General features: G+C 34.2%; 24 protein-coding genes. 19 read left to right on the top strand and 5 right to left on the bottom strand.

Annotation, left to right across the window (positions count from 1 at the left end):
• The first annotated feature begins 74 nt into the window (after window positions 1-74).
• Together ACM39_RS03010 and ACM39_RS03005 are read left to right on the top strand one after the other, a co-directional pair.
• On the top strand, window positions 75-656 hold the full coding sequence (locus ACM39_RS03010) for a TIGR00730 family Rossman fold protein (protein ID WP_048509554.1): 582 nt from the start codon (window positions 75-77) through the stop codon (window positions 654-656).
• A gap of 92 nt (window positions 657-748) precedes the next feature.
• Window positions 749-1,741: a GTP pyrophosphokinase family protein gene (locus tag ACM39_RS03005; RefSeq protein ID WP_048509553.1), complete on the top strand. Its 993-nt coding sequence runs from the start codon at window positions 749-751 to the stop codon at window positions 1,739-1,741.
• 67 nt (window positions 1,742-1,808) lie between these two features.
• Here the strand turns inward: ACM39_RS03005 and ACM39_RS03000 are convergent, their stop codons facing one another.
• Both ACM39_RS03000 and ACM39_RS02995 read right to left on the bottom strand, forming a co-directional pair.
• Window positions 1,809-2,138, bottom strand: a complete 330-nt coding sequence (locus tag ACM39_RS03000; protein WP_048509552.1) for a ferredoxin — start codon at window positions 2,136-2,138, stop codon at window positions 1,809-1,811.
• A gap of 74 nt (window positions 2,139-2,212) precedes the next feature.
• Window positions 2,213-3,268: an NAD(P)/FAD-dependent oxidoreductase gene (locus ACM39_RS02995; RefSeq protein ID WP_048509551.1), complete on the bottom strand. Its 1,056-nt coding sequence runs from the start codon at window positions 3,266-3,268 to the stop codon at window positions 2,213-2,215.
• 156 nt (window positions 3,269-3,424) lie between these two features.
• On the opposite strand from ACM39_RS02995, the gene ACM39_RS02990 reads away from it, so the two are divergent.
• Both ACM39_RS02990 and ACM39_RS02985 read left to right on the top strand, forming a co-directional pair.
• A complete protein-coding gene (locus ACM39_RS02990; RefSeq protein ID WP_048509550.1) occupies window positions 3,425-4,195 on the top strand; it encodes a DUF3108 domain-containing protein in 771 nt (256 codons plus the stop codon).
• A 116-nt stretch (window positions 4,196-4,311) separates the two neighbouring features.
• Window positions 4,312-6,744 carry a DUF5916 domain-containing protein gene (locus ACM39_RS02985; RefSeq protein ID WP_048509549.1) on the top strand — a complete coding sequence of 811 codons (2,433 nt, stop codon included), beginning with the start codon at window positions 4,312-4,314 and terminating at the stop codon, window positions 6,742-6,744.
• A 450-nt stretch (window positions 6,745-7,194) separates the two neighbouring features.
• On the opposite strand, the gene pheS is transcribed toward ACM39_RS02985, so the two are convergent.
• Both pheS and ACM39_RS02975 read right to left on the bottom strand, forming a co-directional pair.
• Window positions 7,195-8,205, bottom strand: a complete 1,011-nt coding sequence (pheS, locus tag ACM39_RS02980) for a phenylalanine--tRNA ligase subunit alpha (RefSeq protein WP_048509548.1) — start codon at window positions 8,203-8,205, stop codon at window positions 7,195-7,197.
• A 131-nt stretch (window positions 8,206-8,336) separates the two neighbouring features.
• On the bottom strand, window positions 8,337-8,996 hold the full coding sequence (locus ACM39_RS02975; RefSeq protein WP_048509547.1) for a YceI family protein: 660 nt from the start codon (window positions 8,994-8,996) through the stop codon (window positions 8,337-8,339).
• An 85-nt stretch (window positions 8,997-9,081) separates the two neighbouring features.
• Between ACM39_RS02975 and ACM39_RS02970 the strand changes: the two genes are divergently transcribed.
• Entirely contained in the window at window positions 9,082-10,017 is a 936-nt protein-coding gene (locus tag ACM39_RS02970; protein WP_048509546.1) for a sulfate/molybdate ABC transporter ATP-binding protein, read from the top strand.
• Between the two features lie 309 nt (window positions 10,018-10,326).
• Here the strand turns inward: ACM39_RS02970 and ACM39_RS02960 are convergent, their stop codons facing one another.
• Window positions 10,327-10,671: a zinc ribbon domain-containing protein YjdM gene (locus ACM39_RS02960; protein ID WP_048509544.1), complete on the bottom strand. Its 345-nt coding sequence runs from the start codon at window positions 10,669-10,671 to the stop codon at window positions 10,327-10,329.
• A 234-nt stretch (window positions 10,672-10,905) separates the two neighbouring features.
• Between ACM39_RS02960 and ACM39_RS02955 the strand changes: the two genes are divergently transcribed.
• From ACM39_RS02955 to ACM39_RS02890, 14 genes are all read left to right on the top strand, one after another.
• A complete protein-coding gene (locus ACM39_RS02955) occupies window positions 10,906-12,111 on the top strand; it encodes an RsmB/NOP family class I SAM-dependent RNA methyltransferase (protein ID WP_048509543.1) in 1,206 nt (401 codons plus the stop codon).
• A 175-nt stretch (window positions 12,112-12,286) separates the two neighbouring features.
• A complete protein-coding gene (locus ACM39_RS02950; RefSeq protein WP_053073289.1) occupies window positions 12,287-13,951 on the top strand; it encodes a GLPGLI family protein in 1,665 nt (554 codons plus the stop codon).
• Window positions 13,952-14,273: 322 nt separating this feature from the next.
• Window positions 14,274-15,947 (top strand): asparagine synthase B, encoded by a 1,674-nt coding sequence (asnB, locus tag ACM39_RS02945; RefSeq protein WP_048509542.1) that lies wholly within the window; start codon window positions 14,274-14,276, stop codon window positions 15,945-15,947.
• 201 nt (window positions 15,948-16,148) lie between these two features.
• Complete coding sequence (locus tag ACM39_RS02940; protein ID WP_228377046.1) at window positions 16,149-16,991, top strand: hypothetical protein; 843 nt, start codon at window positions 16,149-16,151, stop codon at window positions 16,989-16,991.
• A gap of 152 nt (window positions 16,992-17,143) precedes the next feature.
• Window positions 17,144-18,547 (top strand): MFS transporter, encoded by a 1,404-nt coding sequence (locus ACM39_RS02935; protein ID WP_048509540.1) that lies wholly within the window; start codon window positions 17,144-17,146, stop codon window positions 18,545-18,547.
• 111 nt (window positions 18,548-18,658) lie between these two features.
• A complete protein-coding gene (locus ACM39_RS02930; protein ID WP_048509539.1) occupies window positions 18,659-19,534 on the top strand; it encodes a pirin family protein in 876 nt (291 codons plus the stop codon).
• A 134-nt stretch (window positions 19,535-19,668) separates the two neighbouring features.
• A complete protein-coding gene (locus tag ACM39_RS02925) occupies window positions 19,669-20,571 on the top strand; it encodes a pirin family protein (RefSeq protein WP_048509538.1) in 903 nt (300 codons plus the stop codon).
• Window positions 20,572-20,589: 18 nt separating this feature from the next.
• Complete coding sequence (locus tag ACM39_RS02920; RefSeq protein ID WP_048509537.1) at window positions 20,590-21,123, top strand: NADPH-dependent FMN reductase; 534 nt, start codon at window positions 20,590-20,592, stop codon at window positions 21,121-21,123.
• A gap of 213 nt (window positions 21,124-21,336) precedes the next feature.
• Window positions 21,337-21,555: a (4Fe-4S)-binding protein gene (locus ACM39_RS02915; protein WP_048509926.1), complete on the top strand. Its 219-nt coding sequence runs from the start codon at window positions 21,337-21,339 to the stop codon at window positions 21,553-21,555.
• Window positions 21,555-21,953, top strand: a complete 399-nt coding sequence (locus ACM39_RS02910) for an OsmC family protein (protein WP_048509536.1) — start codon at window positions 21,555-21,557, stop codon at window positions 21,951-21,953. The genes ACM39_RS02915 and ACM39_RS02910 overlap by 1 nt, the downstream gene beginning before the upstream one ends.
• Before the next feature lies 1 nt (window position 21,954).
• Complete coding sequence (locus ACM39_RS02905) at window positions 21,955-22,257, top strand: GNAT family N-acetyltransferase (RefSeq protein WP_185097444.1); 303 nt, start codon at window positions 21,955-21,957, stop codon at window positions 22,255-22,257.
• A 116-nt stretch (window positions 22,258-22,373) separates the two neighbouring features.
• Window positions 22,374-23,813, top strand: coding sequence for a sodium:solute symporter (locus ACM39_RS02900; RefSeq protein ID WP_048509535.1), 1,440 nt, complete (start codon window positions 22,374-22,376; stop codon window positions 23,811-23,813).
• A 169-nt stretch (window positions 23,814-23,982) separates the two neighbouring features.
• Complete coding sequence (locus ACM39_RS02895) at window positions 23,983-24,834, top strand: transketolase (RefSeq protein ID WP_048509534.1); 852 nt, start codon at window positions 23,983-23,985, stop codon at window positions 24,832-24,834.
• A gap of 49 nt (window positions 24,835-24,883) precedes the next feature.
• On the top strand, window positions 24,884-25,686 hold an 803-nt coding region (locus ACM39_RS02890), incomplete at its 3' end, for a transketolase family protein (protein WP_048509533.1).

Here is a 25,686-nt window from a genome sequence, read left to right as displayed (position 1 = left end):
AATTGCTATATTAAATATCCAAAGTCTCCTGATTTTGGATATTTTAATTTAAACTATTAAGATTAAGAATTAGTATGAAAAGTATAACCGTATTTTGTGGTTCAAGTTTGGGTTCGGATGATGTTTTTAAAGAGCAGGCAACTTTACTTGGACAGACTTTAGCAAAACAAAATATTCAACTGGTTTATGGTGGTGCAGATGTAGGGCTGATGGGGGCCGTTGCAGAAGGCGCTTTGAATTCAGGAGGAAAAGTTGTTGGAGTTCTTCCCTACTTTTTACAGTCAAAAGAAATTGCACATAAGCAGCTAACAGAATTGATTTTGGTTGAAACTATGCACGAAAGAAAAACCAAAATGAATGATTTGTGCAACGGTGTAATCGTTCTTCCCGGAGGTTACGGAACATTGGAAGAGTTTTTCGAAATGATAACCTGGGCACAACTCGGGCTTCACAGAAAGCCAATTGCTGTTCTAAATATTGACGGATTTTATGATGATTTGATTAAATTGGTTCAGACGATGGTCGATAAAGGATTTTTAAAACAAATTAATCGTGATATGCTATTGATAGGTGATAATGTTGATGAACTTTTAGAAAAAATGAGAAACTATAAAGCTCCGACAGTTGGCAAGTGGATTTATAAAGATGAAGTTTAAAAATATAAGACTATTTTCATTGTTTTCAGATTGATCAATAATAATTATGTTTTTATTAAAAAGTGTGTAAATTTAAATACTAGCTAATTAGTATGATAAATGACGACCTAAATAAAATTCTGGCAGAATATGAGGAAAAATTTTCTTTGTATTCTTCTTTTAGCTTTAAAGTTGAAAAAATATTAAAAAAACTATGTAAAAATTTTTCAATACATCAGATTACAAGCCGGGTAAAGACTAAAGAAAGTCTTGCTCAGAAAGTAATAAAAAAAAATAAATACATACATCTTGATGATGTTACCGATATTTTAGGACTAAGAATTATCACTTATTTTGAAGATGATATTTCAAAAATAGAAGAAATCCTTAACAGAGAATTTAAAATTGACTGGATAAATTCTATAGATAAAGGAAATATTGAAATTGATAAATTTGGATACAAAAGTGTTCATTACATCTTACAAATCAATGATAACAGGGCTCAAACAGCAGAATATTCAGTATATAAAGATATTAAATTCGAAATTCAAATCAGGAGTATACTTCAGCATTCCTGGGCAGAAATAGAACATGACTTAGGTTATAAATCCTTCACCGAAATACCTCAGAAAGCAAAACGGACATTTTATAGAGTGGCAGCTTTATTGGAACAGGCAGATATTGAATTTACCAAACTAAAAAAAGAAATTCATTATTTTGAAAATTCTATTAGTAAGAATTTAAAAGACAAAAAGAAACTTATAGAAATCAATGAATCAACTATCATTGCGTTTGTAAAAAAGAATCAGCTTTTGCGCGAAATTGAAAATGAAATAAAAAAAGCTTTAAAACTTACTGAAAATCCCAAGTTTGATTCAACGTACATTTCTTTAAATAATTTATCTCCAAAACTCAAAGATCTAAAAATATTTGATTTAACACAGCTCGAAGAAAACCTGGTACAGCATAAAGAAGAAATCATTACCCATCAAATAGAATACTTGAAATCTTTAAACAAAAATTTGCATGATAATAAAATAAAAATTTCTTTAATTCAGGGAGCACCAATAATTTGGTTAATTAATTATCTGGAGAGCAAAATATAAACTGATAAATAAAAAACTCCCGAAGAAAGATCTTCAGGAGTTTTTAATATAATTTAAATAAAATTTTCTAAGGATAAGGAGCAATTTCTACTTCAAGACCTTCCATTTCAGTTACAATATGCAGTTGGCAGCCTAATCTGCTGTTACCTTTCACATGGAAAGCTTCGCCTAACATTGCATCTTCCTCATCGCCCATTGGCTCAAGCCCTGGATCATTGATTACATAAACCTGACAAGACGCACACATTGCCATTCCTCCACAAACTCCGATAGTTCCTTCTTCTGCTAATTCATACGAACGGATAATTTCCATTAAATTCATGGACATATCAGTTGGCGCTACAATATCATGAGTTACACCTTCTCTATCGGTGATTTTTATATTTATATCGTTCATTTTAGTTGATGGTTGATTGTTTATAGTTGATGATAAAAGCTAGTTTTATTTACAACTAATAACCGTCAACAAATTTAATCAATTTTTTTCACAACGGCCTTCTCAGCTTCTTTTCTACTTCCGTCGAAACCGTCTACTCCACTTACAGTTGTATATTTTAATACAAATTTTTTACCCGGATTTAATCTGTTGTATACACTTTGACACATCAATGTAGCTTCGTGGAAACCACAGAGAATTAATTTCAATTTCCCGGGATACGTGTTGATATCTCCGATTGCGTAGATCCCGTCAATATTTGTCTGATAATCAAGAGCGTTATTTACAACGATTGCATTTTTCTCGATATTCAGTCCCCAATTTCCGATTTCACCCAATTTTGGAGTTAAGCCAAATAATGGAATAAAATAATCAGTTTCAATATCATAAGCTTCTTCACCATCAACCTGTACGGTGATAGCTTCTACTTTTCCGTCGCCTTTAATTGCAGTAACTTCAGCAGGTGTAATTAATTTAATCTTCCCCTGATTCTTTAAATCCTGAACTTTTTCTACAGAATCTAAAGCTCCTCTGAACTCATTTCTTCTGTGAATCAAAGTCACTTCATTGGCAACATTTGACAAGAAAACACTCCAGTCAAGCGCAGAATCTCCACCTCCGGCAATTACTACTTTCTTATTTCTGAAATGTTCCGGTTCTTTTACAAAATATTCAAGCCCCTTTTCTTCATAATCAGCAACATTATTCATCGTAGGTTTTCTGGGTTCAAAAGTTCCCAAACCACCTGCAATAGCAATAGCTTTAGCTCTGTGAACAGTTCCTTTGTTGGTAATCACTTCAAACCATTCATCATCTACTTTTGTATAAGAAACAGCTGTTTCACCCAAAGTAAATCCCGGTTGGAACTGTTTAATCTGTTCCATCAAATTATCTACCAATTCTCCGGCATTTACCGAAGGATAACCAGGAATATCGAAAATAGGTTTTTTAGGATACAATTCTGCCAATTGCCCTCCAGGTTGAGGAAGTGCATCGATGATATGGCATTTCATTTTTAGCAAACCCGCTTCAAATACGGCAAAAAGCCCCGTTGGTCCCGCTCCTATAATCAATATGTCTGTAGTTATCATATGTAAAAGATAATTTAATTATATATGTAACCGCAAATTTACTAATTTTAATGCTAAGCATATTTAATTCAGTCTAAATAAAAACCTGAGATTTATCAAATATCTTTAAAAGTCTTCAAATCTTGAATTTGGCAGCCTTTTTGTAAATGACTTACCATGAAGAAAATTGTAAACCTAATTGCAATATTTATTTTTTCTTTAGGCTTTGCCCAGATCGATAATATTGCAGATGGCGAATCATTGTCTTTCAGAATCCATTACGGTCTTCTGACTGCCGGAAACGCAACCCTAACCACCCAAAAAACCACCTATAAAGGTACTCCTCACCTTTATGCAAAAGGAGTTGGAAGAACTACGGGTGCTGTAAAAGCGTTTTTCAAAGTTGAGGATTTATATGAGAGCTTCATTAATGTTAATACCGGGCTTCCGAGTTTTTACGTTAGAGATGTAAAAGAAGGAGGCTACAGCCAGCATTTTGAAACGGTTTTCAATCACGATAACAACACATTAATTTTAACAGATAAAAAAAATCCTGCCAATGGTTCTAAGGTTTTAAAATCCGTAAAAGGCGTTCAGGATATGCTTTCATGCTTTTATTATTTAAGAAGTAAAAGCCAAAACGAGTTGAAAGTAGGAACCGTCATTAATATGAATGTCTGGATTGACGATGAAATGTTTCCCTTTCAGCTGAAAGTAACAGGGGCAGAAAATTTAAAAACAAAATTCGGAACCATCAATTGCTTAAAAATTATCCCGTCTGTAAAAAGCGGGCGGGTTTTTAAAGAAAAAGAAGGTGTGACGATGTGGGTTTCTAATGATGCCAACCATGTTCCGATGCTATTAAAGGCTGAATTGGCAGTTGGTTCTCTAAAAGCAAGTATTGATGATATAAAAAATGTGAAATATCCTTTGAAGTTTACAAAATAAACATATAGTTAGTTTTTTTTAAGAAAAATGTCTGTGAAGTTTTTACAGGCATTTTTTATTTTCAATGTAATAAATTTTAAATCTTAGTTGTCATAATTCTATAGCACGCTAAGACCATGAAAATTAAATTACTGATTACTATAATTTCTCTCTATTCTTGTTTTCTTTTTTCTCAGAAAAAGGAAAATGATAATATCACAAGAAAGAAAATTTTTATTACGAAAATAGATTCTTCACCTAAAATAGATGGTATTTTGGATGATAAAGAATGGCAAAATGCACCCCTTGCAACCAGCTTTATTGAAAGAAGCCCAAACAACGGAAAACCTCAGCATGATTCTGTAAGAACAGAAGTCAGAATTTTATATGACGATACAGGCATTTATTTTGGAGCTCAAATGTATGATCCGAATCCCAGGAAAATTGCAAAAGAATTAACCGAAAGAGACGGAATCAGTAATGATGATTTTTTTGGAGTTGCCCTGAATGGCTACAATGATAAACAGCAAAGCCTGGAATTTGTGGTAACGGCGGCCGGAGTTCAGTTTGATGCTAAGATCACAACCGATGGTGAAGACGAAACATGGAATTCCATTTGGTACAGCGGAGCAAAAATCAATGATAAAGGCTGGGCTGTGGAAATTAAAATTCCTTATTCGGAGCTGAGATTTCCAAAAAGTAGTGTTCAGGAGTGGGGAATGAATATGTTTCGGAAAATCCAGAGAACAAAAGCTTTTTATGACTGGAATTTCGTTGATAATGCTAAAAATTCTTATACATTATTTGACGGAGTTTTACAAGGTATAGAAAATATCAATCCTCCTACCCGATTATCTTTTACACCATATTTTTCAAGCTATGTCAATAGTTTTGACGGAAAAACCACTTCCAGTTTTAATGGTGGAATGGATGTAAAATACGGAATAAATGATGCTTTTACTTTTGACATGACTTTAATTCCTGATTTTGGGCAGGCAAATTTTGACAATTCTATTTTAAATTTAACCCCATTCGAGCAACAATTTTCTGAGCAGAGGACATTTTTCACAGAAGGAACAGAACTGTTCAGCAAAGGCGGAATGTTCTATTCAAGAAGAGTCGGCGGAGAGCCCAGCATCTATCCTAGAGCAAATGATAATGAGGAAATAACTGAATATCCCGGAAAGGTAAAATTATTTAATGCCTTTAAAATTTCGGGAAGAACAAAAAAAGGATTGGGAATAGGCTTCTTCAACGGAGTTACTCAAAAAATGGAAGCTACAATTTTCAATCACGAAACTGGTGAAACAAGAAAGGAAGTTGTAGAACCTTGGGCCAATTATAATGTTTTGGTTTTCGACCAAAGATTCAATGGGAATTCATCTGTCTCTTTAGTAAATACCAACGTAACCAGAGCTGGTAACTTCCGGGATGCCAATGCGACCGGGATTCTTTGGGATATCAATAATAAGAAAAACACCTATAAAACTTTCGGAAGTCTGAAAGGGAGCTGGGTGATGGATGGAGACACAAAATTCGGGACTCGGGGGGAAGCCGGACTGGAAAAAATTGCAGGGAAACACAGATTTTCTATCAATGGAAATATAACGACAAAAGATTGGGACATCAACGATGTAGGATTTTCAACCAAAACTAATTTTGCAAATTATAATGCATGGTATGGATACAGAATTTTACAGCCAACGGAAAAGCTCAATAATATGTATTTGAACTTTAACTTAAATTACTACCACCGACTCGAACCGTTTTTAAATTCAAACTTTGTATTCAACAATAATAACAGTTTTACGGATAAAAAGTTCAGGGTTTTTGGTGGCGGAATCGAGTTTACTCCTTTCGGTCAAAAAGATATTTATGAACCAAGAACCTCTGGAAGATATTTAAAAGTTCCCGGATATTTTGACACCTGGATTTGGTTTGAAAGTGACAGCAGAAAAAAACTGCAGTATAATTTCACGATTGATTATTATGCTTTTGATGAGAAAGGAAGAAATCAGGTTTTTACTAATTTTGGGCTTCGTTACAGATTTTCAGATAAGTTTAATGTGAATTGGAATTTTAATCCAGGCTTCAGCAACAACGAAACCGGTTTTGCAGGAAAAAATGACACCGATATTTTCATTGGCAGAAGACAAAGAAATACCTATGAAAATGCTTTAACCTCAAAATATACTTTCAACGAAAAAATTGCTTTATCATTAACTTTCAGACATTATTTTTCAGATGTCCATTATAAACAATTCTATACTCTGAATCAAGATGGAAGTTTGACAAACACAGATGACTTTCATAAAAATCTCGACGGAACTTACAATGCATGGAATGTAGACTTAAGATTTTCGTGGTGGTTTGCACCCGGAAGCCAATTGACTTTATTATACAGAAATGCAACTTCAAATTATCTGGAAATGTCAAGATTAAATGTCACAAAAAACTACGATATGCTTTTCAGTGAGCCAACAGTAAATAACTTTTCTTTAAAGCTTACCTACTTTTTAGATTATAACAGAATAAAAAACTGGACAAAGAAAAAAAATGCAAAAAGCTAATCTATATTGAATGTTTTTAAACGCTTCGACTCGGCTCGGCTAACAAAAGTGAACTGCAACATCATCCTTAATTAAAGTTAGTTTTATTAAAAGTTTGCTGAGCGTGTTGAAGCATTTACAAATTCTTTGTCAAAAACAAACACGTGTAAATTTTTCAATAAAATCCCGTTTTTAATTACGTTTTGTTTCTAAGGTCAGTAATTAAAAACAAAAACCTCCGAAGTTTTCGGAGGTTGTTTTTTATTATCACCTGTGTTTATTTACTCTTTGATTCTTTCTCATCATTTGTGCCTTTCGATCCAGAGTCAAAGAGTTTTTCGATACCCTTAATATCCTGGTACAAAAGTACTAACCTATCACTATATAATCACTATAAATCACATAGATATATATCGATGAGTATGCCGATATTTTTCTATAAAAAAACCTCCGAAAATTTCGGAGGTTTTTTTATAATGTTTTAAACTGTTCTAAAGTTCTGATGTCATTTTCAAAGAACATTCTGATATCGCTCATTTGGTAAAGAAGCATTACGATTCTTTCAATACCCATTCCGAAAGCATATCCTGAATATTTATCTGCATCGATATTTACATTTTTTAAAACGGCAGGATCTACCATTCCGCAACCCATAATTTCCAGCCAGCCTGTTCCCTTGGTAATTCTGTAATCAGTTTCTGAGTTTAGCCCCCAATACACATCAATTTCAGCACTTGGCTCCGTAAACGGGAAATAAGAAGGTCTCATCCTGATTTTAGACTTTCCGAAAAGCTCCGTTGTAAAAAACTGGATGGTTTGTTTTAAATCTGCAAAACTTACGTTTTCATCTATATATAAACCTTCAATCTGGTGGAAAATACAGTGCGAACGTGAAGAAACAGCTTCATTTCTGAACACTCTTCCCGGAGATAAAATTCTGATTGGCGGTTGATTTTCCTCCATATAACGAATCTGTACAGAAGAAGTGTGTGTTCTCAATAAAATATCCGGGTTTTGCTCAATGAAGAAAGTATCCTGCATATCTCTTGCCGGATGATATTCCGGAAGATTCAGGGCTGTAAAATTATGCCAGTCATCTTCAATCTCCGGTCCGTCTGCAACTGCAAACCCGATAGACTTGAAAATCTCGATAATCCTGTTTTTCACAAGGTTAATGGGATGTCTTGAACCCAAATCCAACGGAAAAGCAGGTTTTGTAAGATCTTCTTTTTCAAGGATAATAGAAGATTGCGAAGAATTTTTCAAATCCTCCAATTTTCCGTTTACAGCTTGCTTTAAAGTATTAATTTTTTGTCCGAAATCTTTCTTCTGATCGTTTGGAACTTCCTTTAATGTTTCATAGAAATCATTTAAAACTCCTTTCTTACCATTGTACTTAATTCGGAAGTTTTCAATCTCCTCTTTAGACGTAGCATTGAAGCTGTTTACCTCAACCAGTAGTTCTTCTATCTTTTCTATCATTATTTTACCCTTTCAAAATGTTTTGCAAAAATACGGTTTTTTAGTGAAATAATTTTCCTTAAACTGTTAAAAAAATCTGCCTCTTTTTCGGGAGGCAGACTTCAATCACTTATTTCACTTAAATAAAAAAATTATTTTTTTTCTAAAGCTTTTACGCTGATCTGAAGAGTTACCTCATCTTTAATCACTCCGTTTTCAGCAGGAGCCTGGAATTTCACCCCAAACTCTTCTCTTTTAACATCTTTTGGCTCAGTGGCAATACTTACTTCCCCTTCTTTTACAGAAACATTGGCTTTAAACTGAACCGGTTTTGTAATTCCTTTAATGGTAAGATTACCATCCAAAAGTGTATTATAATCACCTTCTGTAGCTGGTGTTACTTTAGTAATTTCGAAAGATGCCGTAGGAAATTTTTCTACTTCAAAGAAATCACCGCTTTTCAGATGACCGTTTAGTTTTCCTAATTGTTCTGTATCATCTTTCAAATCAACAGACGTTAAAGAATTCATATCTGCAACAAATTTTCCGCTTTCCAGCTTTCCTTCTTTTACTGTGACATCACCACTTTCAAATTTAATCGTTCCAAAATGGCTTGTGCTTTCAGATTTAAAAATTTTATATCCTTTCCATTCCACTTTACTGTTTAAAGTATCGAGAACAAACTGGCTACCGTCTTTAGTGGTTGTTATTTCATTGCTTTCACTTGTTACAGGTTTTTCTTTGTTACAAGAAACCATCGCAACAGCAATAAAAAGAGCGGGAATTGCTAACGAAAACAGCTTTCTTTTCATAATTTATAAATTTTTATTACTCCTGCTAATATAATAAAAAAAATCAATTTTTCATAGAAACAAGACATTTCATTACATTTGTATTATGCTATTAGAAATAAACAATTTATATTTTTCATATTCCAAGGAAAAACCCCTGTTTCAGAACCTTAACCTAAGGTTTGAAGAGGCTAAAATTATTGCATTGGCAGGAGAAAGCGGGTGCGGAAAATCTACTTTATTGAGCTTGATTTATGGACTTTTGGATTGGGAAAAAGGTGAAATTATTTTTGACGGGATTAAACTGTTAGGGCCAAAAGGAAATCTCGTTCCCGGTGAAACAGAAATGAAATGCGTAGCTCAAAATTTTGATCTAATGCCATATGCGACGGTTGCCGAAAACGTAGGAAAATTTATTTCAAATATTAATTTAAAACAAAAAAAAGAAACCGTTTCTGAGCTTCTTGAGGTGGTAGGCTTAGAAGAATTCGCCAATGTTTTACCTAAATATCTGAGTGGCGGTCAACAACAAAGAGTTGCTATTGCAAGGGCACTTTCTGTCCTTCCAAAACTTCTTCTTTTGGACGAACCGTTCAGTAATCTTGATTTTCCGAGAAAAATTGAGCTCCGCGAGAAGTTGTTTAAGTATGTCAAACAGCATAATATTTCTTTAATTATTTCCACCCATGAGCTTCAGGATATTATTCCTTGGCTTGACCAGATTGTTGTTCTTCAAAATGGAAGATTAATTCAAAACGATACTCCGGAAAAAACGTACAGAAACCCTTACAATTCTTATGTAGCCAAACTTTTCGGTGAAGTGAATATCTTCAGTGAAACTGAAATTGAGGGTTTTCAGCTTTCAAAATTTTCATACTATCCAAAAGAAATAAAAATCTCTGAAAACGGTATTGAAGCTAAAGTTTTAGAAAGCAGATTTGCTGGAAATCACTATTGGAATAAACTGAAACTGAAAGATAAAGAGCTTGTGGTTTATACTGATGAGAAAATTGAGAATACAGTTAAAGTTTTTTTTGTTTAAGCCAAAGAAAGCTTATTGCTGAGAAGATAAATTAAAATACATTTCTGTCATTCTGAATAGAACAAAACAGAATAAAGAGTAATAAACTTCTCTATTTCAAGGTAACCATCAGATTTACCAGCACTTATTGTTAATTTGTGGATAAAAAAATACAAACATAAGAATGGTGTTTGAAACTTTTTCTTACATTTGTATTTCCACAGCATAAGGAAATTTTTGGTTAATTCTCTTTCTGCCTTTAAGACGAAAATTAGCATCTCTGCAATCTAGTTTTTTTGAAAGATTACACTGTCCAATTCTTTCCTTTTTTTATGCTTTTTTCACAAATTCTGACTTTAATGCCATTGAACCAAAACCATCAATTTTACAATCGATATTGTGGTCGCTGTCTGGTCTTAAACGAATATTTTTCACCTTAGTTCCTGCTTTTACAGGTTTTGGAGCCCCTTTTACCGGTAAATCCTTAATAACAACCACAGAATCTCCATCCTGCAATTCATTCCCGTTGGAATCTAAAATCAGCCCTGAGTTTGATGCTTCAGAAGCTGCTTCTTCAGGATTCCATTCATAGAAACATTGTGAACACACCATCATATTATCGCTCGGATAAGTAAACTCAGAGCTACATTTCGGACAAAGTACAGTATCACTCATATTTTTAATTTTTGCAAAGGTAAGATTTTTGAGCGATGAGTTGAAAATTATAAATTGTGATTTTAATAGCAGATTAGATTATTAAGTATACTTTTTATGCATTTTAATAAGATTAACAATTCATTTAAAGCTAAAAAATAAAGATGAGAACATAATTCACAACTTATAATTTATAGCCAAATAACGTTTAAAATTTCGTATTTTTGCAGATTCAAAATAGCAGAACCCAATTTTATGGAACTTATTCACAGAAACTTAGCGATCGGAATTCACGATGCTTTACAAGAAACATTTTTTGAGAAAAATAAATATGCCGATAAAGTAATCGAAAGACTTTTAAAAGCTAATAGAAAATGGGGAAGCCAGGACAGGGCGGTAGTTTCTGAAATTTTCTATAATATCATCCGTTGGAAAAAACGTCTTGAATATTATATGGGCGAAGGCGTGAAACCTAATAATATATACAAACTTATCATTGCATATTTGCTTTGGAGCAAAACAAATTATAAAAAGTTTGAGGAATTTGATGGAATAAAAATTGCCGATATTCTTACAAAACTTAAAAAAAATACTGTTCCTACAAAAGCTATCGAGCATTCTATTCCAGAGTGGCTGGCTGAAACTTTGGAAAAAGAATTGGGTGCAAAATGGGAAAAGGAAATGTACGCTTTGAATGAGCAGGCACCAACAGTTTTGAGAGCAAACTCTTTGAGAACAACTCCAAGAGAACTCATTTCGGATCTTGCTGATGAAAATATCGTAGCCTATCCTATCAGAAATTATCCCGATGCAGTACAATTAGAAGAAAAGAAAAATGTTTTCCTTACAACTGCTTTCAAAGAAGGGTTATTTGAAGTTCAGGATGCTTCGTCACAAAAAATCGGGTATTTCCTTGATGTAAAAGAAGGACAGAGAGTGGTGGACGCCTGTGCCGGAGCCGGTGGAAAAACCCTTCATCTAGCGGCTTTGATGGGAAATAAAGGCCAGATTATCGCTTTGGATATTTTTGAATGGAAGTTGGCAGAATTGAAACGCCGTGCAAAAAGAGCCGGAGCTCATAACATTGAGACACGTATGATTTCTGACAATAAGGTTATCAAACGTCTTCATGAAAAAGCCGACAGGTTATTGATTGATGCCCCATGCTCAGGATTGGGAGTTTTAAAAAGAAACCCGGACAGTAAATGGAAAATAGACCAGGATTTCATCGACAGAATTAAAAAAGAGCAACAGCAAATTCTTCAGGATTATTCTAAAATGCTAAAAAAAGGAGGAAAAATGGTGTATGCAACATGTTCTATTCTTCCATCTGAAAACAATGGACAAGTTGAAGAATTCATCAAAAACAATCCTAATTTCAAAATGCTAAAAGACGAAAAAGTAATGCCTAGTGAAGGTTACGACGGGTTTTATATGGCCTTGATCGAAAGAATTTCCTAATTAGCAGAATACATCTTATCTAAATATAAATAAACTACCCTTTTTTTGGAGTAGTTTTTTTTATATAAAAAAAAATAAAACATTATTCATCATAATATTTTTAAACCTAAATGTAACTTTTAATAATTTAAGTAAAAAACTATCTTTGTAAAAAACCATTTATTAACCTATTAATATGTCTAAAAGAGTTTTATCAACTTTCTTTATTCTTTTATTTTGTCTGACATTTGGTCAGGCATACGAAATTCAATACACAAGTTCTTACAACGGCAAAACACTGACCGATCAATCCCCTATCCTAGTTTGGGTAAATGAAAAAGAAAATTTTATCCTGAACAATAAAATCAGAGAACAAAAAAGTGATTACCCATTTGAAATTACAAAAATTGAAAAACCATCAAATACGGTAATTTCTTATGCATTCTTAAAACAAGGGGAAACCATTTCTGCATCAGATGCTGAATCTGTGGGAAAACAAACATTTGAATTTACAAACGAAACGAAAAAAATCTTAGGATATAACTGTAAAAAAGCTGTAACAACAGTCAACTCCAATACCATTGAAATTTGGTATACCAATGATTTAGAAATCAATGGAGGCCCTTCTGTTTTAGGTCAAAATTTAGGATTGGTTTTAGAAATTGAAAGAAATAAAAATTCAGTTATAACAGCCAATTCGATTAAAAAAGTAAAGAAACCCGATATTGATATTATTTTAAAAGGCCCAATAACCTCAACCGATCAATCAGGCTATAAAGATCTTCTTTGGAAAAGCAGATTTACCACGTTAAAAGTTTTTGAAAATGAAACCATCAATTTTTCGGATGCATCAAAATCAGATGAAAATATAAAAAGATTTGCCAACGGAACCATTATACTCAAAAAAATCAAATTCCCTGCAATCTTGGAAGGAGAAAATATTTTTGTTGAATTAAAACAACAATCAAACGGTGATGCTTATGACAGAACCGGAACTGTTTTTTTTATTCCACAGGATAAATCACAATCATTTTTTGACGGATTAGAAAAGGGAGCGAAAACGCTTCCTGCTTACGACAATGGAAACGGAAAACAATATTTTGGGGTTACCGCCAATAAAAACTATAATCCTGCTATCGAAATGATGAGATTTTTTACTCCTTTCGGAATTAATACATTTAATCATATTCAACTAAAAAATAAAACTTGGCAAACGGTAAATCCTTATCGGGAGGATATTACAGAGCTAAAACCGTCTTTATCTGAAAAAGAGCTATGGATTGGTACATTTATTGGCAACTATGACAAAGGCGGACATAAAGTAAACCTGGAAATTACTATTCACAAAAGCGATCAAACCGTTAATAAAAATAATACCGTGATTCCTTTATTTAACACCTTAAATATTATGGAAATGGCAGGACAGGATTATTCAACCATGTTTAATCGGGATAAAGGATTATTGGTAGAATTTACATTAAAAAAAGATTTGAAAAATACACAACTAAGATATACAACGACTGGTCATGGCGGTTGGGAAAACGGTGACGAATTTGTTCCCAAAACCAACTCTATATTTTTAGACGGAAAAATAATCTTTTCTTTTGTGCCCTGGAGAACAGATTGCGGCTCTTACAGATTATACAACCCTGCTTCAGGAAATTTCGGAGATGGGCTTTCATCATCAGACCTAAGCAGATCAAACTGGTGTCCCGGAACAATTACCAACCCAAATTTTATTCAGCTGGGAGATCTGAAAGCCGGAAAACATATCATTCAGGTGAAAATACCTCAAGGCCCGAGTGAAGGCACAAGCTTCAGTTCGTGGAATGTTTCAGGAGTTTTGTTAGGTTCTGAATAAAAAACAAAACCTTCTTGTAATGGGATTACAAGAAGGTAAAAACACAAATGATGAAAAAAAATTATTTCGAGCCACAAAGTAACGGCTAAAATTCTAATAATAAATTATCATACATTAATTTTTATTTCATTTTTATTTCGTATACGGACTGTGCTTTCGATTGCACAACGAAAAATTTCAACTAAAATAACAGTTTTAATTAAAAATAATTAAAATTATTCTTTCAAATAAATTATTTAATTAAAAATATAAACTTATTTCATTTTTTTATTGTTAATTTTAAACTACAATTATAATTTTGTTTCAAATTAAATCATAAGAAATGTGTGGAATTGTATGTTTGTTTGATGCCAAACAAAAAACTGAAATATTAAGACCTCAGGTATTGGAAATGTCGAAGAAAATCCGTCATAGGGGTCCGGATTGGAGTGGTGTATTTCAGGATGAAAAAGTAGTTTTCTCTCACGAAAGGCTTGCTATCGTAGATCCCACTTCAGGAAAACAACCTTTATTTACAAAAGACGGGAAAATAGTTTTAGCCGTAAACGGTGAAATTTATAACCACAGAGAATTAAAAGAAGAGTTTCATGATTATGAGTTCCAAACTCAATCTGATTGTGAAGTGATTTTAGCTCTTTATCAGAAATACGGAAAAGATTTCATTGAAAAATTAAACGGGATATTTGCTTTTGCTTTATATGACATCGAAAATAATATTTATCTGATTGCAAGAGATCACATGGGAATCTGTCCGCTGTACCAGGGATGGGACAAGAACGGAAACTATTATGTAGCCTCAGAATTAAAAGCTCTGGAAGGAGTTTGTAAAACCATCGAAACATTTTTACCGGGACATCTTGTATACAGCAAAGACGGAACTGAACTTCAGCAATGGTATAAAAGAGATTGGGAAAGTTATGATCATGTAAAAGATAACGAAACCGATATTTCAAAAATAAGAAAAGGTCTGGAAGATGCTGTTCACAGACAACTGATGAGTGATGTTCCATATGGAGTTCTTCTTTCGGGAGGTTTGGATTCTTCAGTAATTTCTGCAATTACAGCAAAATTTGCAAGACAAAGAGTAGAAAGCGGTGATACACAGGAGGCCTGGTATCCGAGATTACATAGCTTTGCAGTTGGTTTGGAAGGCTCACCGGATTTGGCAGCAGCAAGAAAAGCAGCAGAACACATTGGCTCTGTTCATCATGAAGTTAATTTTACCGTTCAGGAAGGATTAGACGCTGTCCGCGATGTTATTTACCATCTGGAAACCTATGATGTGACCACCATCAGAGCTTCTACTCCGATGTATCTTTTAGCAAGAGTTATTAAATCAATGGGTATCAAAATGGTACTTTCAGGAGAAGGTTCCGACGAGTTATTCGGTGGATATTTGTATTTCCATAAAGCTCCGAATGCGAAGGAATTCCATGATGAAACGGTAAGAAAGCTGGGTAAACTTCATCTTTATGATTGTTTAAGAGCCAACAAAGCATTGATGAGCTGGGGAATTGAAGGACGTGTTCCGTTTCTTGACAAAGAATTTATGGATATTGCAATGAATGTTAATCCAAAAGATAAAATGATAAACATGGAAGAAGGAAAAATCGAAAAATGGGTTTTGAGGAAAGCTTTTGAAGATATTCTTCCTGAATCTATTGTCTGGAGACAGAAAGAACAGTTCTCAGATGGTGTTGGTTATTCATGGATTGACACCCTGAAGGATGTTGCAGAAAAAGAAGTTTCTGACGAAATGATGGCAAATGCAAAATTCAGATTTCCGTTGAATACTCCTCAAAATAAAGAAGAGTATCGCTACAGAACAATTTTTGAAGAACATTTCCCAAGTGAAACAGCAGCTGCGACAGTTCCATCCGTACCTTCCGTAGCTTGTTCTACTCCAATTGCATTAGAATGGGACGAAGCATTTAAGAAAATGAACGATCCAAGCGGAAGAGCTGTAAAAGTACATGAGACTTCCTATGAGAAATAACCTGAGTTATAAATTATGAGTTATAAGATTTGCAGCACCTTATTGTAAAACTAATTAAACTAATTTTACCCTCAAATTTCTAACTTCTATATAAAAATTTATCAATCCTGTAGCAATACAGGATTTTCTTTTGAATTAACGATAATAATATCGATATAATTTAACCGAGAATTAAAATTATTATCTAATAAATAATTATATTTGGAAAACGAAAATATCAATTATAAAGAAATGAGAAGAAACATTACTATCTTATTTGCCTTATTATCTATGACTTTTGCTTTTGGGCAAGGAAAATATGGTAAATATCTTAACTCAAAAAAGCTGGCTTTGGCTTATAAAAGTGTGAAAGATGCTGATAAAGATGATTATTATCAACAATTTTACTGGCTGGTAAAAGCTGAACAGCTAAAAACTTATCCTCACCTTAAAGATATAAAGCCTGTAGTTTTATATGAATTCGTAAAGAAAGTAAACCCTCAGAATCCTACTAAAAAATTAGATGCAAGAGGAAAAGAGTTGAGAAAAACCGCAGAATTATCTTTAAATCAATACTTTAAAAATAAAAACTACGAAAACAATTCTGTTTTGATGTATAACCTTGAAACATATGTAGATCCTTTAAAAGGTGAATACTACACAAAAGTTGACCCGGAAAAAATCAAAGAATTGGTACCGAAAGAATTATTTGCCTTTAATTCTGTTAACAGAAATACGGGAGAAGACAAAACATATTACCTTTGGATTGACAAGAAAAAAGATGATTTCAATATTGTAGATATCATTCCGAACGAAAAAGATAACAAGGAGTTTTACGCAAGAGTGAAACAATATCTTCCAAACTACAAATTCTCTAAATATGTTCCTTCCGTGAAAAAAGGTTCAAAAACGGATAAAACCGATGTAGACTATTATTACATTATGCCTTTTGAGCAGAATACTGATAATATAGAATATAAAACCAAAGATTTCAAGACTTTCTCATTAAGCCAGTACAGAAAAGCCGGCGATGAATGGAAAGGAGTAGAAAAACCTAGAAAATAAATTAAAAAGTCTTGTGAAATTTCACAAGACTTTTTAATTTTATATAGATTTCTTCATCTAAGAAAAAGACTGTTATTATATGTTATTATAACAGTCTTCTTTAAACTAAAAATAAACCTGGAAATTTTAAAAATTTTCAGTCTAAAAACAAAATGTCAGAAGTAACTTCGCAGCCCAATTCGATAAAAAAAATTCTACCACTGATTCTTGCTACCGCGATTTTCATGCAAATGCTGGATTCAACCATTTTGAATACTTCCCTGCCCTCCATCGCAAAAGATTTACAGGAATCTCCGCTCAATATGCAAAATGCCATTATCAGTTATGTGCTGACACTGGCTGTTTTTATGCCTGCAAGCGGATTTTTGGCAGATAGATTCGGAACGAAAAAAGTTTTTATTTTCTCATTAATACTTTTCAGCTTAGGCTCATTGTTTTGCGCGATGTCTCAGAATCTTACACATCTTGTTATTTCACGTGTCATTCAGGGAGTCGGAGGAAGCTTAATGACGCCAGTCGGAAAATTGGCATTAATTAAAACGTTTGACAAAAACGAGTTATTAAAGGCAATGAATTTTGCTATTATTCCGGCGCTTATTGGTCCGGTTTTAGGTCCGCTGGTTGGAGGCTATATGGTAGATTATCTTTCATGGCACTGGATTTTCCTTATCAATATTCCGATTGGAATATTAGGAATTATTTTAGGTATAAAATATATGCCTAATTACCGGTCTACAGATGTCGATTTTGATTTAAAGGGATTTTTGATATTTGCAGCTGCATCTCTTTTGCTTTCCATTTCACTGGAACTTTTTGGAGATTTGCAAAATACCACTCCGGTATTGGTAGTGTTCATTTTAGGTTTCCTTTTCATGTATTATTATTACAGACATGCAAAAAGAGATGACAGTCCTATATTTCCTTTGAATTTATTTCAGGTAAGAACTTTCAGAGTGGGAATTGTCGGGAATTTAGCAACAAGATTGGGAATCAGCTCAGTTCCATTGTTATTGCCATTAATGATTCAGATTGCATACAAACAATCAGCCGTAACATCAGGCTGGATTATTGCTCCAATGGCGATTACAGCAATGTTTGGAAAATCATATGTCATTAAAATTTTAAATAATTTCGGGTATAGGAAAACATTGATGATCAACACATTTATTATCGGAACATTAATCTGTATGCTTGCTATTCCGGATATTCATACTTCCCTGTATTGGTTCATTCCTATTATTTCCGTTTTAGGATTCTTCAATTCGATACAGTTTACCTCGATGAATACAATTTCCATTGCAGATTTACGAAATTTCCAGACCAGCAGCGGAAACTCATTATTATCAGTAAATCAGCAACTTGCTATTGGCTTCGGAATTGCTTTTGGATTGATTGTCCTAAAAATATTCGAAAACAGCCCGGAACTCATCAAGCACGAAATACACAATGCTTTCAGATGGACGTTCCTAACCATCGGAATACTTACCATTATATCAGGATTTGTATTCAGAAGACTTCATATTTCGGATGGAAAAAACCTGAAATCAGAAGAATAAGCTATGAGATAAAACCATTTAAATACTATCTCCTTCCTTAAATTACCACAGATCAATGCGCCTGATTTCTCGTTGTAATAACTTTGTATAAAATAAAAAACCACAATTGTTATGGCAACAAAAAATATAGAAATCATTATACCTCCAAAACCTGCACATTTTGTGGGAGACGGGTTCAGAGTCCATAATTTTATTCCAAGTGCTTACAAATTAGACATGAAAAGAATGGATCCCTTCATCATGCTTGATTATAATTCAAAATATCATTTTAATGGAACAGATCAGCCAAAAGGTGTCGGTGTACATCCTCACAGAGGTTTTGAAACTGTTACTATCGCTTATCAAGGTCGGGTTCAGCATCACGACAGTGCGGGCGGCGGCGGAATCATCGGCGAGGGTGATGTACAATGGATGACTGCTGCAAAAGGTATTTTACATAAAGAATATCACGAAACAGAATGGGCAAAAAAAGGCGGCGTCTTCCAGATGGTACAACTTTGGGTAAATCTGCCTTCCGTTTATAAAATGAGCTGTCCAAAATATCAGGCTATCAAAAACTCTGATATGGAAAAGGTAGATTTAGGTGAAAACGGTTTTATAGAGATTATCGCCGGTGAATATAACAATCATAAAGGTCCCGCTTTTACATTCAGTCCTGTAAACATGATGAATGCAAAATTGAAAGCCGGCGGAAAAGCTACGTTTGACTTTCCCGCAACCTATAATACTGGGGCTTTGGTTATTGAAGGAAGTATTACCGTAAATGGCGAAGAAAAAGTTCCTGCCGATAATTTTGTCCTATTTCAGAATGACGGTGAAACTTTCACTATAGAAGCCACAGAAGATTCAATTATATTAATCATAAGCGGGCTGCCACTGAACGAACCTATTTATCCTCATGGACCTTTTGTGATGAATACCCGGGAAGAAATCATGCAGGCTTTCGAAGACTTCAATTTGGGCAGATTTGGTTATTTGGCAGAGTAAGTAAGATTTAAACTTTACTTAAACCTCAATAGTTTCTTTTTTTATTAACTTTATATAAGGATGTTTCTGATTGGTAACACAGTAACATTTTATTACATTAATTCATTTAATCCTTAAAAACCATTTTATACGTCATGTCAAATATCGGACTTATTATAGAAGAAAAATCAGCAGATATAGGAAACTTTTTGGTGGGAAGACTATTGCCTTTCCGGGAAAAAAGAGCAGTCGGCCCTTTCGTTTTTATTGACCATATGGGACCATCTGAGCTTAAAGATTATCAAAATCTTGATGTTCCGCCACATCCGCATATAGGGCTTTCAACATTGACTTACCTTTTAGAGGGCTCCATTTTTCATAGAGACAGTATTGGAAGCGCTCTTGAAATAAAACCCGGAGCTGTAAACTGGATGACCGCAGGAAAAGGTGTGGTACACTCAGAAAGAACTCCGGAATATTTAAGACATTCTGATAAAAAACTTCACGGATTCCAAATCTGGGTAGGACTTCCAAAACATCTGGAGCAGTCTGAACCAACTTTTCATCATATTGAGGCAGACGATATTCCGGTTTGGGAAGAAGATGGAATTCAATATAAACTGATTGCAGGTGAAGCTTTTGGTAAAAAATCGCCGGTTCCTGTGCACAGCAAATTATTCTTCATTGAAATTAAAACTAAAGATGCAAAAAAAATCAGTATCGGAAAAGATTTATATGGTGAAGCAGCCATGTATGTCTTGGATGGAACAGTTTCTACAGACGGAAACTCTTACGGCTCAAAACAATTAATGATTGCCAAAGACACGAAACTTTGTGAATTTGATATGAGTGAAAACGGAACGGTTTATCTTTTCGGAGGTGAACCATTCGATGAAGAGCGTTTCATATTCTGGAATTTTGTAAATTCAGACAAAGAAGTGATCGATGAAGCCAAAGTAAACTGGAATGATCAAAATCACGATGCCTTTCCTTTGGTTCCGGGCGACGAGAAAGAATATGTACCACTTCCAAAGGCAATTTTAAATAGAAAGTCTTAAAAAATTTAAAAATAAACAATGAAAATATTGGCATTTGCAGGAAGTACATCCTCCACTTCCATCAACAGAGAATTGGTAAAATTTGTTTTGAAAGATTTTCAGAATGAAGAAATTAACTTGATTGATTTAAATGATTTTGATATGCCCGTTTTTTCTGTTGACCGCGAAAAGAAAGGCTTTCCGGATGAAGCTCACAATTTTTTAAAACACATTGAAGAATGTGATGTCATCATCTGTTCGCTTGCAGAGCACAATAGATCGTACAGTGCCGCTTTTAAGAATATTTTCGACTGGGCTTCAAGAATCAATGTAAAAGTTTTTCAAAATAAACCCATGTTTTTGATGTCAACTTCTCCGGGAGGCTATGGTGGGGGAAATGTGATGAATACAGCAAAAACTTTTTTCCCGCAATTCGGAGCTGATATCAAAGATACTTTTTCGCTTTCAAAGTTTTATGAAAATTTTGATTTGGAAAGTGGCGTTATCAATCCTGAAATGCTGAAAGAACTAAAGGACAAAATCAGAAACTTTAAAGATCAGGTTAAAAATTAGTGACTAAAGGAAGAAATCCAAAGGAGAAAATTCAAGGTTAAAAAGAAACAATATGTTCTAAATTTAAATAACATATTTTCACAATAATTTTATATTTGGGAAATCGCCACTTCATTTTTTTATCCTTATATTGCCATAAGTTTTTATTAGATATAACTTTGATATGGTTGATTCCTGACAGAAGAATTGAAAATCATTAAAAGAAAAATTGGTATGGAAACACATGAATACGCTAACGGAGAGATTACTGTCATCTGGCAGCCTCAGAAATGCATACATTCTGCTGTTTGTGTGAAAACACTTCCAAAAGTGTATAATCCGAAAGACAGACCTTGGATAAAAGCAGAAAATGCGACCCCGATAGAGCTGAAAAATCAAATTGATTTATGCCCTTCAGGAGCGTTAAGTTATAAATTCAATACAGAAAAATAATGGCTGTTACGGTAAAAGCAAGCTTAGGAAAAGAAAAATATTATACAGAAGTTATTGCCGGTGAAAATACCCTGATAACTGACGAACCCATAGATAAAGGTGGACAAAATAAAGGATTTAATCCATTTGAAATTCTTGCAACTTCTTTGGCAAGCTGTACTGCCGCTACTTTAAGAATGTATATCGACAGGAAAGAATGGGATATCGAAAAAATCAATGTAGAAGTGGAATTGGAAAATTTTCCTTTGACAAAAAGAGCTGTTTTTAAAAGAGACATTACTTTTGAAGGTACCAATCTTGATGAAGAACAAATGAAAAGGCTCCGCACTATTGCAGACGCCTGCCCTATCCATAAAATACTAACAAACGAAATAGAAATATTAACCAAATTCTCATAATATGATTGAAGTAAAACAAAACAACGACGAAAAACACGGAAATTTTGAAGCATTCATAGATGGAAACCGCGCAGGGCTTATGACTTATACCTGGGCTGGAGAAGAGAGATTTATCATTGACCATACTGAAGTGGAAGAAGCATACAACGGCAAGGGCGTTGGAAAGGAAATGCTGGAAGCTGCGGTAGAATTTGCAAGAAAAAACGGAAAAACTATTATTCCGCTGTGTCCTTTTGCAAAAGCTACTTTCCAGAAACACGAAGAACTTCAGGATGTTTTAGTGAATCAGACTCAGGCACAATAATCAGATCATTTAATAACCCCAAATACAAAACCTTCCGGAGCAAAATCCGGAAGGTCTTTTTCTTTTTGAGCAGAACATAAAAAAACTATATTTGTAAAATTTTAATCGAGTAAAATATGTCTCCAATTATATTGTTATCTATCATTATCATCTATTTCGCATTGTTACTTTGGGTAGCTTACCGTACAGGAAAAGGGAGCGATAATGAAAGTTTTTTCATCGGAAACCGGAAAAGTAATTGGATGCTTGTAGCCTTCGGTATGATTGGGACCTCACTTTCGGGAGTAACTTTTGTGAGTGTTCCGGGAGCAGTCGGAAATGACAAATTTGCCTACTTACAAATCACAATCGGATATCTGATTGGTTATGTGATTATTGCCTATGTTCTTCTTCCTTTATATTATCGCTTAAAATTAACCTCCATTTACGGTTATCTCCAGCAAAGGATGGGACAGCTTTCCTATAAATCAGGAGCCTGGATTTTCATTGTCTCAAGATTAGTGGGAGCAACTGCCAGATTATATCTTGTTGTGAATATTTTACAGGTTTCAATTTTAGATAGCCTGGGAGTCCCGTTTATTGTCACAACGTTAATTATTTTAGGAATGATTATTCTTTACACGTATGAAGGAGGTGTGAAAACCATCGTCTGGACAGATACTTTACAAACATCCTGCATGCTTCTGGGATTGATAATCTGCACAATTTATATGCTGAATCATTTAGGTCTAAATGTTGGAGAAAGCCTTACAGCTATGAACGACAAAGGATATACTAAAATTTTTGATTTTGATCCGAACCAAAAAAGTTTTTTTATCAAACAAGTCCTGGCAGGAGCTTTTATTACGATTACAATGACAGGAATTGATCAGGAAATGATGCAGAAAAGTTTGTCTGTAACCAGGCTGAAAGATTCCCAGAAAAATATGGTTACCCTGGGTTTTATTTTACTTGGTGTCATTTCACTTTTCCTTTATATGGGAGGGCTTCTCCACCTTTATGGTGCGCAGGAACATGTAACAAGTGCGGGAGATCAGCTCTTTCCTGATGTAGCATTGAATCATATGCCTTCTTTCATTTCTATTATCTTTATTATTGCTTTAATTTCAGCTTTATTCCCAAGTGCAGACGGAGCAATGACAGCATTGACATCTTCTTTATGCATCGATGTTTTTGGAATGAAAGAAAAAAAAGACTGGGATGAAAAGAAAAAGGAAAGATTCAGAAAAAATGTTCACCTGATTGTGGCACTGTCTTTCTTAATTATGGTAATTATTTTTAAAATAATTAATGATAATTCCATGATTGGTTTAATCCTTAAACTGGCAGGATTTACCTACGGACCACTTTTAGGGCTTTTTGCTTTCGGGATTTTTACAAAATATAAAGTCGAAGATAGATTGGTGCCTTTCGTTTGTATTGCCTCTCCTATCGCATCTTATTTTATTGATAAATATCAGGAAAATCTTTTCGGAGAATTTAAAATTGGATTAGAATTATTAATAATCAATGGTCTTCTCACTTTTATCGGACTATGGCTGATTAGAAAAAAATAGTTTTTAAAATTTTAGCTAAAGTGCAATCCTGTGGTTTAGTATTTGGTTGAAGCCCTTTTAAAACATCAAAAAATATAAACATTTCAGAATCCGGGTCTTACGCCCGGATTTTTGCATTTCCGTAAGCCAGTAAAAAATTGTAAATTTGCGTGCAAATAAATCTTATATAATGAGTAAAAGTATTGAAGAGTTAAAATCTCTTACTACGCAAATCAGAAGAGACATTTTAAGAATGGTTCATGCTGTAAATTCTGGTCACCCTGGAGGAAGTTTAGGTTGTACAGAATACTTCACAGCCCTTTATGGAAATATAATGAACTATAATCTTCCTTTCACTATGGAAGGTAAAAATGAAGATCATTTCTATCTTTCAAACGGACACATCTCTCCGGTTTACTATTCTACTTTAGCCAGATTCGACTTTTTCCCGGTAGATGAATTGAGAACTTTCAGAAAATTAAATTCCAGATTGCAGGGTCACCCAACGACTCACGAAGGTCTTCCGGGTATCAGAATTGCTTCAGGTTCTCTTGGCCAAGGACTTTCCGTTGCTTTAGGGGTAGCCGAAGGTAAAAAATTAGATGGAGACAGCTCTTTAGTTTATACTCTGCATGGAGATGGAGAATTGCAGGAAGGACAAGTGTGGGAAGCGTTTATGTATGCTGCTGCCAAAAAAGTTGACAATATTATCTCAACTATCGATTACAACGGTCGTCAGATTGACGGTGATACTGATGATGTATTGAGCTTAGGGAATCTTCATGCTAAGCTTGAAGCTTTTGGATGGACTGTTTTGGAAGAGAAAAACGGTAACGATCTTGAAGCTGTAATCGCAATTCTTGAAAAAGCAAAAACTGAAACAGGAAAAGAAAAACCAGTTGTAATTATCCTTCATACAGAAATGGGCTATGGTGTAGATTACATGATGGGATCTCACGCATGGCACGGAAAAGCTCCAAATGATGAGCAATTGGATACCGCATTCAAACAATTATATTTAGAAGCTCCGGCTGATTATTAATCATAATAATTGGTAATAAGGTAATCTTTAATTAATAATTAGAAAAAAAATGAAATATACATATACAGAAAAAAAAGATACTCGTTCAGGATTTGGAGCAGGACTAGCTGAATTGGCAGACAAAAATCCTAATGTAGTTGCACTTTGTGCTGATCTTATCGGCTCTTTGAAAATGGAAAAATTCATTGAAAAAGCTCCGGAAAGATTCTTTCAGGTAGGTATCGCAGAAGCGAATATGATTGGTCTTGCAGCAGGTCTTAGCATCACAGGGAAGATCCCTTTTACCGGGACTTTCGCTAATTTCTCTACATCAAGAGTATATGACCAAATACGTCAGTCTGTTGCCTATTCCGGTAAAAACGTTAAAATCTGTGCATCTCACGCAGGTCTTACTTTAGGGGAAGATGGTGCGACTCACCAGGTTTTGGAAGACATCGGTATGATGAAAATGCTTCCCGGAATGACGGTAATCAATCCTTGCGACTACAACCAGACAAAAGCTGCTACAATCGCTATTGCTGACCACGAAGGCCCTGTATATTTAAGGTTTGGCAGACCTGCTGTACCTGTATTTATTCCTGAAGATATGCCTTTCGAAATTGGAAAAGGTATTCTTTTACAGGAAGGAACAGATGTAACAATTGTTGCAACAGGTCATCTTGTTTGGGAATCTTTGGTTGCTGCTGATGAGCTTGAAAAAGAAGGCATTTCTTGTGAGGTGATCAATATCCACACAATTAAGCCTTTAGATGAAGAAATCATCTTAAAATCAGTTGAAAAAACAGGTGAAATTGTAACTGCAGAAGAACACAACTATTTAGGTGGTTTAGGTGAATCTGTTGCAGGAATGCT

Origin of the sequence: Chryseobacterium sp. FH2, from assembly GCF_001045455.1 — a bacterium.
Classification (GTDB): domain Bacteria; phylum Bacteroidota; class Bacteroidia; order Flavobacteriales; family Weeksellaceae; genus Chryseobacterium.
Note: the sequence above shows the minus strand (reverse complement) of the source record. Positions and strands in the feature narration are given on the sequence as shown.